A 13,929-nucleotide genomic window follows, 5' to 3' on the forward strand; every position below is an offset into this window, starting at 1 on the left:
CAAGTGCGCCGACGGAATTTCCTGCCGCGTCGGGCTGTCCCACGGCCTGTCGTCAGCGCAGTGCCCCCTTGGTCGCGTCGGCGATGAACCCGCGGGCGAAGAAGGTGAACACCAGCACCAGCGGGATGACCGACAGCAGCACCCCCGCCATCACCATGCTGTAGTCGGTGGAGTGGCCGGCGTACAGCTGGGCCAGCGCCACCTGGAGGGTGAGGCGGTCGGGGTTGACCAGCATCACCAGCGGCAGGATGTAGTCGTTCCAGGCCGCGATGAAGGTGTAGATACCGAGGAACGCCAGGGCCGGGCGGACGCACGGCAGGACGACGTGCCAGTACAGCCGGAAGAACCCGGCGCCCTCGATGCGGGCCGCGTCCAGCAGTTCGTCGGGGACGCTGGTGGTGGTGTACTGGCGCATCCAGAAGATGCCGAAGGCGTTGGCCGCGGCCGGCACGATGAGCGCCTTGAGGGTGCCCAGCCAGCCCAGCTGCACCATGATCTCGTACTGCGGGATGATCGCCAGCTGCGTCGGCAGCAGATACATCGACAGCAGCACGCCGAAGAAGAACTTCTTGCCGGGGAAGTCGTACTTGGCGAAGGCGAAGGCCGCCAGCGAGTCGAAGAACAGCACCAGGGCCGTCGTACAGACCGCGACGGTCACCGTGTTGAACAGCGATCCGAAGAAGTCCATCTTGTCGAAGAGGTGCTGGACGTTGTTCAGCAGGTTGCCGCCGAGCCACAGCTTCGGCGGGTAGCTGTAGATGTCCTGCGAGGTGTTCGTCGCCATGACGACGATCCAGTAGAACGGGAACACCGAGATGACCACGCCGAGCATCAGGATGACGTGGACGCTCAGCCCCCGGACGCGCTTGCGGTTGATGCCGTTCACGGCCGTCGCTCCTTACGCTGCACCAGACGCCAGTTGACGAGGACGATGAGCAGGATCAGCAGGAAGAAGGCCCAGACGATCGCGGCGCCGTAGCCGAAGTCGTTGTTGTCGAAGGCCTGGTGGTAGAAGTACAGCAACGTGGTCAGACCGGCCTGGCCCGGTCCGCCGGAGTTGGGGTTGGTGGCCGCCTCGCTGCCGAACAGCACCTGGGGTTCGGTGAAGCTCTGCAGACCGGTGACGGTGGAGACCACCACGGTGAACAGGATGATGGGCCGCAGCAGCGGGATCGTGATGGAGAAGAAGATCCGGGCCGGCCCGGCACCGTCCATCCGGGCGGCCTCGTAGACCTCCGAGGGGATCGCCTGGAGGCCGGCAAGATAGATGATGGCGTTGTAGCCGGTCCACTGCCAGGTCATCAGCGCCGCGATCACCAGTTTGATGGTCCACTCGTTGCTCATCCAGGGCACGGCCGACACATGCAGCGACCGGAGGATGGCGTTGATGAGGCCGAAGTTGTTGCTGAAGATCGCTCCGAAGAAGATCGCGATGGCCACCAGCGAGGTGATGCTGGGGATGAACAGGGCGACCCGGTAGAAGGCCGTGAACCGCTTGGTGGAGTTCACCAGTACCGCGAGCACGAGCGCCAGGAAGAGCATCGGCACGGTCGACAGCACCCAGATGACGAGGGTGTTGCGCACGGACAGCCAGAAGATCGGGTCGTCCCAGAGGAAGCGGAACTGCTGGAACCCGACGAAGTGCATGTCTCCGATGCCGTCCCACTTCTGGAACGCCAGGTACACGGTGTAGAGCACCGGGAAGAGCATGAAGACCGAGAAGATCAGGTAGTACGGCGAGATGGCCAGGTACTGCGGCCAGTGCCTGGCGACCCGCCGCGGCGGGCCCTGCCGGGGCCCGGCCGACACCGGCCGGATCCGGCGGCCCGGCCGGCCCGGACCGCCGCGCGGGCGGTCCGGAGCCGGTCGGCGGGCACCGCCGGTGTCGGATCCGGAGGTCGGTCCGGTGGGCGCCGGGCCGACTACCGGGGTTGGCGACATGTCACTTCACTCCCTGACGCTCGGCGATCTGCTTGGCCTGGCTCACCGCGTCCTTCCAGGCCTCGTCGGGGTCCTTGCCCTTGGCCTCGATGCTGGTCAGCTCACTGAAGTAGGGCGCGGAGACCGCCGCGTCGGCCGGTGCCTCGTAGGCCGCGGGAATCCGCTCGGCCGCCGGACCGAAGATCTCGATGGTCTTCTGGCCACCGAAGAAGGCGTCGCCGCCGGTCAGCGCCGGCAGTTTGTACGCGGCCGGGGCGGTCGGGAACAGGGCCGCGTCGGTGAAGCCGCGGGCCTGGTTCTCCGGGCTGAGGATCCAGCTGATGATCTTGAAGGCCTCCTCGGGGTTGCCGCTGGTCGCGGGGATCGCCAGGAAGGACCCGCCGAGGTTGGACGGCCCTCCCGGCAGGCTCGCCACCCGCCAGTTGCCCTTGGTGCCCGGCGCGGCGTTGCTGATGTCGAGGGCGTGCCAGGCGGCGCCGATCTCGGTGCCGAGGGCGCCGTTGCTGATCGCGGCGTTCCAGGTGTTGTCGTTGATCTTGGCGTCGATGCCGAGGGTGTAGGGCTTCACGGCGGTGGTCCAGGCGGTGCGGATGTGGTCCTGGTCGCCGATGAACTTGTTGTCCGCGTCGATGAACCGCTGGGTGCCCTGGCCGATCATCATCGAGAACACCGAGCCGATGTTGTTGATCAGGAAGGTCTTCGGGAGCGCCTTGTGCAGCTCGACGCCGGCCTTGAAGTAGTCGTCCCAGGTGGACAGTTCGGCGGAGACCTTGGCGGGGTCGGTGGGCAGACCCGCCTTCGCGAAGAGGTCCTCGCGGTAGAAGGTGGCGCAGGGGCCGATGTCGATCGGGAAGCCGATGAGCTTGCCGTCCTGGGTGGTGGCCTGCTTCAGCTTCCACGACAGGTACTGCGGGACCAGCTTGTCCGCGCCGACGGTCTTCAGGTCGACGAAACGGTCCGCGTTCGGCAGGAAGGAGGCGATGTCCTCGCCCTTGATGCCGGTGATGTCCGGCGCGGACTGTGCGGCTCTGAGGCCGGTGAGCAGCTTGGTCTTGAAGTCGCCGCCGACTACGGACGTCTTGAGGCTGATGTCGGAGAAGTGCTTCTTGGCGTCCGCGACGACCTTGTCGCTGAGGCCTCCCGACCAGTACCAGAGGGCCAGGTTCTTGCTGTCCTTGCTGCCGCTCGATCCGGAGCCGCCGCCGCACGCCGCGGTGGCTCCTGCGGCGGCGGCCGTCAGTACGGCGGCCTGAAGGAATCGTCTGCGGGAAAGGTCCACGTTCTTCTCCTGGCTTCGGTGTGCTCGGTGGTTTCGGGGTGTCCGGCATGTCCGGCGGGACCTGCGTGTCAGAGCCGCGGTGGGGGCGCGGCGGAAGGCCGGGTGGCTGAAGAGCATCGGCGTGGGTGGTTAACCCTTCAGCCACCCGGGGTGTGCGACCTGGTCCTCTCAGACGGTGCCGACGCGTCCATGACGGCGGAATATGCCGTTCGTCCGCTTCGGCCGACCGGAGTGGGGTCCGGACCTGGGCTCCGAATTACGCAAGAGAGTGCACCCGGTGCGCGGGTTTGACAAGGGTCAAGCGGGTATCGAGACATTCATGCGCGACTTTGCTTGAGTTTGGAGAGTTCGCGAGTATGGTCTGCCGCATGCTCCCTGACCGAAGACATCTGCTGATCCTGCGTGCCCTGCGCGCGGACGGGCCCACGTCGGTGGTCTCCCTCGCCGAGAAGATCGGGGCGAGCGAGGCCACGATCCGGCGCGATCTCGCGCAACTGGAGGACGAGGGACTACTGAAGAGGGTCTACGGCGGTGCCGCGCCCGTCGTGGGCGAGGACGACCCGTTCGCCGATGTGGCCGGTGAACGGGTCGAGGCGAAGGACGCACTGGCCGCGTGGTGCGCAAACCTCGTCAGGGACGGTGAGACCGTGCTGCTCGACATTGGCACCACCGCTCACCGGGTGGCCCGCCAACTGCACGGCCGCTCCCTGACCGTGATCACCAGCAACCTGGCCGTCTACGAGGAGCTCCAGGACGACAAGGACATCCAGCTGATCCTGCTGGGCGGTGTGGTGCGGCGTGACTACCGCTCGCTGGTCGGTTTCCTCACCGAGGACAATCTGCGCCAGGTCCACGCCGACCGGCTGTTCCTGGGCACCAGCGGGGTGCGGCCCGACGGGCAGGTGCTGGACACCACCGCCGTCGAGGTGCCTGTCAAACGGGCGATGATCGCCGCCAGCGCGCAGGTGGTCCTCGTCGCCGACACGGGCAAGTTCCCCGGCACCGGAATGGCCCGCGTGTGCGGCCCGGACGAGCTGGACATCGTGGTGACCAACGCACCGGGGGACGAGAAGACCTGCGGTCGGCTCCGTGAGGCGGGGGTCGAGGTGGTCGAGGTATGAGAGCCACGGTCCTGGGCGGCCGGGGCTTACGTGTTTCGCCGGCTACCGGGCGCTGCTCGGCGACCACGGCGGGGGACGCGTCACCGATGTGCCCCTGGACGGCGTGCGGCTGACGGCCCGCCCGGCAGGTCCGGGGCGGTCGGCCGAGCACGCGTTCACTGGACAGCCGTAAACCCGGTCGGCCGCACCGCGCCGAACACCCCGGAGGAACTCATGTGCGCCAAGGCCGTGTTCGGCCGACAGGCACTCGATCGTCGCGGGCGGTCCGGCGCGGTCGGTGGGCTCAGCGGTGGCTCGCCCGGTGCGCGGTGATCAGGTTCCGGTACCAGTGGTAGCTGTCCTTGGGGGTGCGGGTCTGGGTGTCGTAGTCGACGCGGATCAGTCCGAACCGCTGGTCGTAGCCGCGGGCCCACTCGAAGTTGTCGAGCAGCGACCAGACGTAGTAGCCGCGGACGTCCACTCCGGCGGCGATCGCGTCGGCGACCGCCTGGAGGTGGTCGGCGAGGTAGCGGGTGCGGTCGCCGTCGTGGACGTGGCCGTCGGGGGTGACGGTGTCGGCCTCGGCGGAGCCGTTCTCGGTGATCCAGATCGGGGGCAACCGCGGGTAGCGGTCGTGGAGTTGGGCCAGCAGTTCGGTGAACGCCGAGGGGACGACCGGCCAGCCCATGGTGGTGTGCCGGGTGCCGTACGGGTCGGTCTCGGCCACGCCGATGTCGACCGCGGTGCGCTGTTCGGGATCGGGCTCCCGGTGGGGTGCGGCGGTCACGCAGATCGGCCGGTAGTAGTTGAGGCCGACGAAGTCCAGGGGTACGCCGATCACTGCCAGATCGCCCGGCTGTCGCCAGGGGCCGTCGGCGAGTCCGGCCCAGGTCTCGGCCTCGTGGGCGGGGTAGCGTCCGGCGAACAGCGGCTCGGCCCAGACGTCGTTGTGCAGGGTCTCGGCGCGGCGGCGGGCGGCGAGGTCGTCGGACCGGTCGGAGGCGGCGTGGACCCGGTCCAGGTTGAGGGTGATGCCGACCTCCTGGTCACCCGCCGCGCGCAGGGCGCGTACGGCCAGGCCGTGGCCGACGAGCAGATGGTGGGCGGCGGCCAGGGCACCGCGGCCCTCCCGGGTGCCCGGCGCGTGGCGGCCCTCGGCGTGGCCGACGAAAGCGGAGCAGTACGGCTCGTTGAGGGTGATCCAGCGGCGCACCCGGTCGCCGTAGCGCTCGGCGACGAGCGCCGCGTACGCCGCGAACGCCTCCGCCGTCTCCCGGACACGCCAGCCGCCACGGTCCTCCAGGGCCTGCGGCAGGTCCCAGTGGTAGAGGGTGACGGCGGGGGCGATGCCCGCGGTCAGCAACTCATCGAGCAGACGGTCGTAGAAGTCCAGGCCCTTGGCGTTGACCGCGCCGGTGCCCTCGGGCAGCAGACGGGACCAGGAGATCGAGAAGCGGTAGTCGTGGACGCCGAGTTCGCGCAGCAGCGCGATGTCCTCGCGGTAGCGGTGGTAGTGGTCGGCGGCCGTGTCACCGGTGGCGCCGTCGAGCGTTCGGCCCGGGGTGTGGCTGAAGGTGTCCCAGATGGAGGGGCCTCGGCCGTCCTCGTCGTGGGCGCCCTCGATCTGGTAGGCGGCGGTGGCGGCACCGAAGCGGAAGGCGGGGGGCAGTACCGGGAAGGCGGGGCTGCTCATGCGGTTCCGTTCTCGGAGGAGGCGAAGGACGCGCCGCTGGTCACGGCCTGGAGGCAAGTTGAAGCGCTTCGACGCTGCCATCGGTTCGACGTGCTGTCAATGACACGCGGCAAAGTAACTTTCTCGGTGTTACTACCTCTTGTTTCGTGAGAAACATGTCATTAGCGTTCCCCGCCAGGTGAAGCGCTTCGATGGATCAGCGGGCGGAAGCCATGCCGTACCTCGCCCACCGCACCCCCCGAAAGGACTCGACCTCGTGTCGGACAAGCAGCAGGCGGACGCCACCCTCCCCAATCCCGTCATCCCCGGTTTCCACCCCGACCCCAGCATCTGCCGTGTGGGCGACGACTACTACGTGGTGTGCTCCAGCTTCGAGTACTTCCCCGGCATCCCCGTCTTCCACAGCCGCGACCTGTTCCACTGGACGCAGATCGGCAACGCCCTCGACCGGCCGGAGCAGCTCCGGCTGACCGCCGACACGCCGGCGTCCGGCGGTATCTACGCCCCTACCCTGCGCCACCACGAAGGCCGCTTCTGGCTCATCGTCACCAACGTGACGGAGGGCGAGGGCAACCTGCTGTTCACCGCGACCGACCCGGCCGGACCCTGGTCCGACCCGATCCGTCTGTCCGAGGTCCCCGGCATCGACCCGGACCTCGCGTGGGACGAGGACGGCACGTGCTGGTGCACGATCGCCGGGGTCTCACAGGTCCGCATCGACCCGCACACCGGGGAGGCGTTCGGGCCTCCGCGCAAACTCTGGTCCGGCGCGCCGGGGGCCAAGGCGCCCGAAGCACCGCACCTGTACCGGATCGGCGACTACTGGTACCTGCTCATCGCCGAGGGCGGCACCGAGCGGTGCCACGGCGTCTCGATCGCCAGGGGACGAACACCGGCGGGTCCGTTCGAGCCGTGCCCGGACAACCCGGTCCTCACCCACCGAGGCACCGACGAGCCCATCCAGAACACGGGCCACGCGGATCTGGTCCAGGGGCCCGACGGCTCGTGGTGGCTGGCCCTGCTGGGCGTCCGGCCGCGCGGCGGAACCCCGGGCTGGCACGTGCTGGGCCGCGAGACCTTCCTGGCACCCGTCGAATGGGTGGACGGCTGGCCCGTCGTCGACAAGGTGACATCCGAACTGCCCGCTCCCGCCTGGCCTCTCGTCCCCGGCCCCGCAGAGGCGGTCCGCGACGACTTCGACCTCAGCGAGCTGCGACCGAAGTGGATCTCGCTGCGCGACCGTCCGGCGGAGCTCTGCACCACCAAGGAACGGTCCGGCTGGCTGACGCTGCGCGCCCGGGGCGGCTCCCTGGACGAACCGGACGTCGTGTTCGTCGGCCGCCGCCAGCAGCACCTGGCCTGCGAGGCGCGCACACGGATCGACCCGGCGGAAGGACGCGGCGGCCTCGCGGTACGACTGGACGAGGAGCACCACTACGAGATCGAGGCCTCCGAAGGAGAGGTGCGCGTCCTCAGCCGCGTCGGGCCGCTGCGCACTGTCGTGGGGTCCCTGGCCGTGCCCGCCGGGCCCGTGGTCCTCGGTGTCCGCATCGCCGCCACGCCGCCCCGGGACGCCCGCACCGGCCCGGACACCGTGACGCTCGGCGTGGAGGAGCCGGACGGCACGTTCACCGCGCTCGGCGCCCTCGACGGCCGCTATCTGTCGACGGAGGTGGCGGGCGGCTTCACCGGCCGGGTCATCGGCATGTACGCCGCCGCCGGCACGGTCCACTTCGACTGGTTCGACTACGAACAGTCCAACTCCTGAACCCCTGTCACGACACCGTTCGAGGACGGCCGACCCCATGGCCGGCTGTCCTCGGCATCCCCCCCACGGGCGGAACCCCCGCTCGTCCCACAGGGAAGGACCGAAAATGAAAGGGACCCAACAGCCCGCCCCGCGCCGCAGTCGCGGCCCCGGCCGTCTGTTCCGCCTCGTCCTGGCGCTGGTCGCCGCGATCGGGCTGACCAGCACCACCGCGTTCGCACTGCCGAGCCACGAGGATCTCTCCCCCGCCCGGCTCACGCTGCCCCGGCTCGCCGCCGCCCCGATGGACACGGTGGCCGCGATGCAACCCAGCTGGAACCTGGGCAACACCCTCGACGCGATCCCCGACGAGACGTCGTGGGGCAACCCGCCGGTCACCAAAGCCCTGTTGGACACCATCAAGGCTCAGGGCTTCCGCAGTGTCCGGCTCCCCGTCACCTGGGGCGGCCACCAGTCCGCCACCGCCCCCTACACGATCGACGCGACATGGATGAACCGCGTCAAGCAGGTCGTCGACTGGGCACTGGCCGACGGCCTCCACGTCGTGCTCAACGTCCATCACGACTCATGGCAGTGGATCGCCACCATGCCCACCGACCATGACAACGTGCTGGCCCGCTTCAAGGCCACTTGGGCCCAGATAGCGGCCAAGTTCCGCGACTCCCCGCAGTCGCTGCTGTTCGAGAGCAACAACGAACCGCAGTTCAACAACACCACCGACGCCCAGGGCAACCAGTACAACAACGAGCTCAACACCGCCTTCCACACCCTGGTGAGGCAGTCCGGCGGCAACAACGCGACCCGGCTGCTGGTGCTGCCCACCCTCCACACCAACGCCGGCCAGGACTTCCTGGACATCCTGGCCGCGGAGATGAAGTCGCTGAACGACCCCAACCTCGTCGCCACGGTGCACTACTACGGCTACTGGCCCTTCAGCGTGAACATCGCGGGCGGCACCCGGTTCGACGCCACCTCTCAGCAGGACATGACGGACACCTTCACCCGGATCCGCAACACGCTCACCTCCAAGGGCATCCCCGTCTACCTGGGGGAGTACGGCCTGCTGAACTTCCCCGACTACAACCACCCCGCCCGCGTCGAACTGGGCGAGTCGCTCAAGTACTTCGAGCAGTTCGGTTACGAGGCCCGCGCGGCCGGAGTGACCACGGCTCTGTGGGACGCCTTCAACTTCCTGAACCGCACCACGATGCAGTGGCGCGACCCCGCCATCATCGACCAGATCAAGTCGAGCTGGACGACCCGCTCCGGCACCGCCTCGTTCGACCGGATCTTCCTGGCGAAGTCGAGTGCGATCACCGCCCAGACGCTCACCCTGAACCCGAACGGCGGTAGCTTCCGGGGGCTGTGGCAGGGCAGCACCATGCTCGCCCAGGGCCGGGACTACACCGTCTCCGGCAACCAGCTCACCCTCACGGCAGCCGCCCTCACCCGGCTCGCGGGCAACCGCGCCTACGGAGTCAACGCGACCGTCGAGGCCCGTTTCAGCCGGGGAATCCCCTGGAAGATCCATGTGACCACGTACGACAGGCCGGTGCTCTCGAACGCGACGGGCAACACCAACGGTGTCAGCATCCCCACCCAGTTCCGCGGTGACCAGTTGGCGACCGTGGAGGCCAAGTACGCCGACGGCAGCAACGCCGGCCCGACGGACTGGACCCCCTACCAGGAGTTCAACGAGGCCTTCTCCCCCGACTATCCGGGCAGCGCCCTCCTGCTCACCTCCAGGTTCGTCAACTCGCTGCGGGACAACACGCAGGCGACGCTCACCTTCCACTTCTGGAGCGGAGCCACCGTGACGTACCGCGTGACGAAGTCCGGAAGCACGGTCACCGGCACCGTCGGCTGACGGCCGGTCGTTCTTGCCCGGGTGCCTGCTTGGGCACCCGGGCTCCCGGCTGCCGGGCCGCTCCGCTCAGCCCTTCGGCGGGGCCGTGCTCTCCCGGACCGTGAGGGTGGTGGCGATCTCCACCCCCACCTGGGGCACGTCCTCACCCCTGCCCAGCGCCAGTGCCATCTCGGTGGCGGCCGCCGCCATCTCCGCGAGCGGCTGGTGGACCGTCGTCAGCGGCGGATCCACCCAGGCCACGGCCGGTACGTCGTCGAAGCCCACCACGCTCAGATCCTGCGGGATGCCCAGCCCGAGCTCGCGGGCGGCCTGGTAGACGCCCAGGGCCTGCATGTCGTTGGCGGTGAAGACGGCGGTGGGGCGGTCGGGGCGGGACAGCAGATCGTGTGCCGCCGTACGGCCGTCCTCCCGGGTGAGGAGGGTCCTGACCACCAGATCGGGGTCCACCGGCAGGCCGGCCTCGGTGAGTGCGGAGGTGTAGCCGGCCAGGCGTGCCAGGCAGAAGGGATGATCGGGCCCGCTGATCATGGCGATGCGCCGGTGCCCGAGTCCGATCAGGTGCCGGGTCGCGGCCTGGCCGCCCCTCCAGTTGGTGGCGCCCACGAACGGTACGTCGTCGGGGAGTTCCTCGTTCGGGTCGAAGACGACGAACGGGATGCCCTTCGCGGTCAGTTGGGCGCGTTCCTCCTCCGAGAGCTGCGCCACCGAGAGGACACACTGCGGGCGCCGGTCCACGGTTTCGTCGATGGTCCTGGCCGGGGTGTCCTGGAGGCCGAACTCCGACACCAGAACGCCGACCTTGTTCTTCCTGGCCACCCGTTCGACACCGCGAATGATCTCCACGGCCCACATGTTCTCCAGCTCGCGGAAGACCAGTTCGACGAGTTTGCTGCGGTTCTTCGGGGGCTTGCGGTAGCCGTACCGGTGGATCAGCTCCTCGACGCGCGCCCGGGTCTCGTCCGACACACCCGACCGGCCGTTGAGGACCTTCGACACCGTGGGAACCGACACTCCGGCGGACTCGGCGATGTACGCGATGGTGACCGCTGCCGGCCCTCCCCCGGCTTCTCCCCCACCCCTTCGCGTGCCTGTGCCCGTACGCCGCTCTTCGGTCGCGTCCACGGAAGGCGTGTCTGATCGGCTGTCCGGCACGGCTGTCGGTCCCCATCCCCTGGCCCAGTGAAGCGGTCAGTCTGACATCCCTGGCAGCGGGAACCCCACCGGAGCGGAACCCCGCAGTCGACGCCGTCAGACTTCCTGGCCTAGACCACTGGGTCAAGTTTCCATTTCTCCTGACCGAGCCGGCGACAGAAGCGTGTTACCAGCGGTAAGTTCCCGCTGCCCCCTCCACTTCACAGGAGTTCCGCACTATGCGCCGTCTTCTCACCTGCCTCACGGCCGCGGCCGTCACCTGCGGCGGGTTCGTCGCGACCGCCTCCCCGGCAGCCGCCGCCGACCCGGCCTCCGGATCCTTCAGCACCCTCACCTACAACGTCGCCGGCCTGCCGGCGATCCTCTCCAGCGCGTCCACGCCGCGCGACACCAGCACCACGGCCATCGGCCAGCGCATCGCGCCGTACGACATCGTGCATGTCGAGGAGGACTTCAACTACCACGCCAACCTCTACGCGGCGGACACGGCGCACGCCTACCGCACGCCCACCAGCGGTGGCGCCGGTATCGGCAGCGGACTCAACACGCTGTCCAAACTCCCCTACGACGCGGACGACTTCGAGCGCGTGCGCTGGAACTCCTGCCAGTGGGACTCCGGCGACTGCCTGACGCCCAAGGGGTTCACCTTCATACGTGAGCGCCTCGCGGAGGGCGTCTACGTCGACTTCTACAACCTGCACACCAACGCCGGCACCAACGACGGCGACCAGGCGTCACGCGCCGACAATCTCAACCAGCTCACCGACTTCATCAAGACCCACTCCGCCGGCAACGCCGTCGTGGTCATGGGCGACACCAACACCCGCTACACCCGCGCCGCCGACACCATCGCCGAGTTCGGCGCGGCCAACGGGCTCACCGACGCCTGGGTGAAGCTCGTCCGCGGTGGCACTCCGCCCGCCAAGGGCAGCGACGCCCTGGTCTGCGACCAGACCGGGACCACTGTCCCCAACACCTGCGAGGTCGTCGACAAGGTCCTCTACCGCGGCAGCAAACTCGTGTCGCTCGACGCCACGTCGTACAACAACGAGCACGCCAAGTTCCTCACGGACGCCGGTCTCATGCTGTCCGACCACGACCCGATCGCGGTCGGCTTCTCCTGGTCCCGCAATGCCGCCTTCCAGCTCAGCGACCAGTACGGCGGGCCGCACGGCGACTACTACAACGACATCGACGCCGTGCCGGCGGGCGCCCGCCCGGTCAGCATCTCGCTGCGCAGCGGCTCCCGCGTCGACGGCGTCGGCCTGACCCTCGACAACGGCAAGGTCCTCAGCCACGGCGGCTCCGGCGGGACGGTCTCGTCCCTGACGCTGGGCAGCGGGGAGTACGTCACCTCCGCCCAGCTGTGCCAGGCGGAGAAGAGCGGCCACACCCGGATCTTCTACGCCAAGTTCGACACGAACCTCGGCAGAAGCCTGTCCGGCGGCACCACCACGTCCGACTGTGTGACACGCACCGCGCCCTCGGGGTGGCAGCTCGCCGGGTTCCACGGACGCTCCGGTGACGAGATCGACAAGCTGGGCTTCATCTTCACGAAGCGCTGAAGCGTCTTCCTGGTCGGAAGCACGGAAGCATGCGGCGGCGGCCTCAGGGCCGTCGCCGCTTTGTGGTCAGCGGATCACGAACGTCATCACTCTTCTGGCGGGGAGCGCGACGGTGAACGAGCCGTTGGACACACCGGTCGTACCCTGCGACGCGACGTTCCTGGTCGCGTCGGTCAGCCAGGACGCGACGCTGGACGCGCCAGTGTTGACGAGCGTGAACTGCTGACTCACCGCGGCGGTGGCCTTGTTGACGGCGACGACGACTGTGGAGCCGCCGCCCAGGTGCGCCGAGACATAGACGTTCGTCGCCAGCACGGCGTAGTCGTCACGCCAGCATCATTGTTGACGTACAGCTGCCGGAGGTTCAAGGTGCTCACCGGCGCCTTGTGCTCGCCGTTCGCGGCCGCGGTCCAGCCGGTGATCGCCTTGCCGCCGCTGATCACGGGCGCCTCACCGTTGTACGCCTGGTAGACCACCTGATGGCCGTTCGTGCCCGAGTCGCTGGTAACGAAGGTGACCGGGGCGATGAGGGGGTAGGTGCCTCCGCGCAGGTTCACGACGATGTCATCGGACATGTTCGCGTTGCCTGGCCCCCACGGCAGCCCGGGCGGCCAGGATGGTCTTGAACGCCGTAGCGGCGCTGGTTCCCGAGTCGCTGTCACTGCCGTTGACGGGGTCGACGTGGAAATTCGCACCCCGGGCTTCAAAATAAGCAGTACTCATTTAGGCGCCCAACTGCTCTCAGTCCGGCGTACGCACCAGCGCGAACCGCGTACGGCGGCGCAGGGTGAACCCGATCGACTCGTAGAGCCGGATCGCGTTGGTGTTGCTCGCCGCCGCGTGGAGGAAGGGGGTGTCGCCGCGTTCCCTGATGCCGGCCGCGATCGCGCGGACCAGCCGGGTGGCCAGGCCCCGGCCGCGGTGGTCGGGGTGGGTGCAGACGGCGCTGATCTCGGTCCAGCCCGGTGGCCGCAGGCGTTCACCGGCCAGGGCGATGAGCCGTCCGCCGTCCCGGATGCCGAGGTAGGTGCCGAGTTCGACGGTCCGGGGCAGGAAGGGACCCGGCTGGGTGAGGGCGACCAGGTCGAGCATCTCGGGTACGTCGGCGGGCCCGAGCCGGACCGCCTCGGGTGCGGGTTCGGCGTACAGCGCGGTGTCGACCAGTTGGACGCCCTCGCCGAACTGCTCGATCTGCCAGCCGATGGGTACCGCCTGGACCGCGGTGACCGGGGTGACGGTGCCGGGTCCGACCAGTGCGGCCAGGTCGTCCCAGGCGCGGAGGTCGGCGGGGTCCTCCAGCGCGGCGAACGGGGAGACGTCGGTCGGGTAGCGGGCGGCCCGGCCGGTGCGCTCGGCGAGATGGGCGTGCGGGCCCGTCAGCGCGGCCCAGGCGGCGTTGTCCAGGACGTGCGGTTCCGTCGGGCTCGGGGACGTGGCGTGGTGGACGCTGGTGGACATGTCGGTGCGAGTCTCCGTATCTGGAACGTGTGTCTCAAGGCGGGGCTGAAGGCCTGGCGGGAACGCGGGGCGGGAACGCCGGTCGAGCGCGGCAGGGACTCCACCG

General features: G+C 68.9%; 11 protein-coding genes. 4 read left to right on the forward strand and 7 right to left on the reverse strand.

Translation table 11 applies throughout. The features are described 5' to 3' along the window. Positions 1-52: 52 nt before the first annotated feature. Genes PV396_RS09525 through PV396_RS09535 form a run of 3 tightly spaced genes read right to left on the reverse strand, consistent with a single transcriptional unit; the run spans position 53 to position 3,220 of the window. Positions 53-832 carry a carbohydrate ABC transporter permease gene (locus PV396_RS09525; RefSeq protein WP_319204030.1) on the reverse strand — a complete coding sequence of 260 codons (780 nt, stop codon included), beginning with the start codon at positions 830-832 and terminating at the stop codon, positions 53-55. A 50-nt stretch (positions 833-882) separates the two neighbouring features. Continuing rightward, on the reverse strand, positions 883-1,941 hold the full coding sequence (locus PV396_RS09530) for a sugar ABC transporter permease (RefSeq protein WP_319202510.1): 1,059 nt from the start codon (positions 1,939-1,941) through the stop codon (positions 883-885). 1 nt (position 1,942) lies between these two features. Further along, positions 1,943-3,220 carry an extracellular solute-binding protein gene (locus PV396_RS09535; RefSeq protein ID WP_319202512.1) on the reverse strand — a complete coding sequence of 426 codons (1,278 nt, stop codon included), beginning with the start codon at positions 3,218-3,220 and terminating at the stop codon, positions 1,943-1,945. Positions 3,221-3,588: 368 nt separating this feature from the next. On the opposite strand from PV396_RS09535, the gene PV396_RS09540 reads away from it, so the two are divergent. Then, positions 3,589-4,341, forward strand: a complete 753-nt coding sequence (locus tag PV396_RS09540) for a DeoR/GlpR family DNA-binding transcription regulator (protein WP_319202514.1) — start codon at positions 3,589-3,591, stop codon at positions 4,339-4,341. 283 nt (positions 4,342-4,624) lie between these two features. Here PV396_RS09540 and PV396_RS09545 read toward each other — a convergent pair whose 3' ends face one another. Further along, positions 4,625-6,013, reverse strand: coding sequence for a GH1 family beta-glucosidase (locus PV396_RS09545; protein WP_319202516.1), 1,389 nt, complete (start codon positions 6,011-6,013; stop codon positions 4,625-4,627). 256 nt (positions 6,014-6,269) lie between these two features. Here PV396_RS09545 and PV396_RS09550 point away from each other — a divergent pair, with 256 nt between their 5' ends. Further along, the gene (locus PV396_RS09550; protein ID WP_319202518.1) at positions 6,270-7,781 is read left to right on the forward strand and encodes a glycoside hydrolase family 43 protein; all 1,512 of its coding nucleotides are present in this window, start codon (positions 6,270-6,272) and stop codon (positions 7,779-7,781) included. A 106-nt stretch (positions 7,782-7,887) separates the two neighbouring features. After that, positions 7,888-9,648, forward strand: a complete 1,761-nt coding sequence (locus PV396_RS09555) for a cellulase family glycosylhydrolase (RefSeq protein WP_319202520.1) — start codon at positions 7,888-7,890, stop codon at positions 9,646-9,648. 66 nt (positions 9,649-9,714) lie between these two features. Here the strand turns inward: PV396_RS09555 and PV396_RS09560 are convergent, their stop codons facing one another. After that, positions 9,715-10,770 (reverse strand): LacI family DNA-binding transcriptional regulator, encoded by a 1,056-nt coding sequence (locus tag PV396_RS09560; protein ID WP_416071368.1) that lies wholly within the window; start codon positions 10,768-10,770, stop codon positions 9,715-9,717. Between the two features lie 248 nt (positions 10,771-11,018). Here PV396_RS09560 and PV396_RS09565 point away from each other — a divergent pair, with 248 nt between their 5' ends. Further along, the gene (locus tag PV396_RS09565) at positions 11,019-12,365 is read left to right on the forward strand and encodes a jacalin-like lectin (RefSeq protein WP_319202523.1); all 1,347 of its coding nucleotides are present in this window, start codon (positions 11,019-11,021) and stop codon (positions 12,363-12,365) included. A gap of 66 nt (positions 12,366-12,431) precedes the next feature. Here PV396_RS09565 and PV396_RS09570 read toward each other — a convergent pair whose 3' ends face one another. Both PV396_RS09570 and PV396_RS09575 read right to left on the reverse strand, forming a co-directional pair. Continuing rightward, positions 12,432-12,680 carry a hypothetical protein gene (locus PV396_RS09570; protein ID WP_319202525.1) on the reverse strand — a complete coding sequence of 83 codons (249 nt, stop codon included), beginning with the start codon at positions 12,678-12,680 and terminating at the stop codon, positions 12,432-12,434. 426 nt (positions 12,681-13,106) lie between these two features. After that, positions 13,107-13,823 carry a GNAT family N-acetyltransferase gene (locus tag PV396_RS09575; protein WP_319202527.1) on the reverse strand — a complete coding sequence of 239 codons (717 nt, stop codon included), beginning with the start codon at positions 13,821-13,823 and terminating at the stop codon, positions 13,107-13,109. Positions 13,824-13,929 lie beyond the last annotated feature (106 nt).

Origin of the sequence: Streptomyces sp. ME02-8801-2C (genome assembly GCF_033793965.1) — a bacterium.
GTDB lineage: Bacteria > Actinomycetota > Actinomycetes > Streptomycetales > Streptomycetaceae > Streptomyces.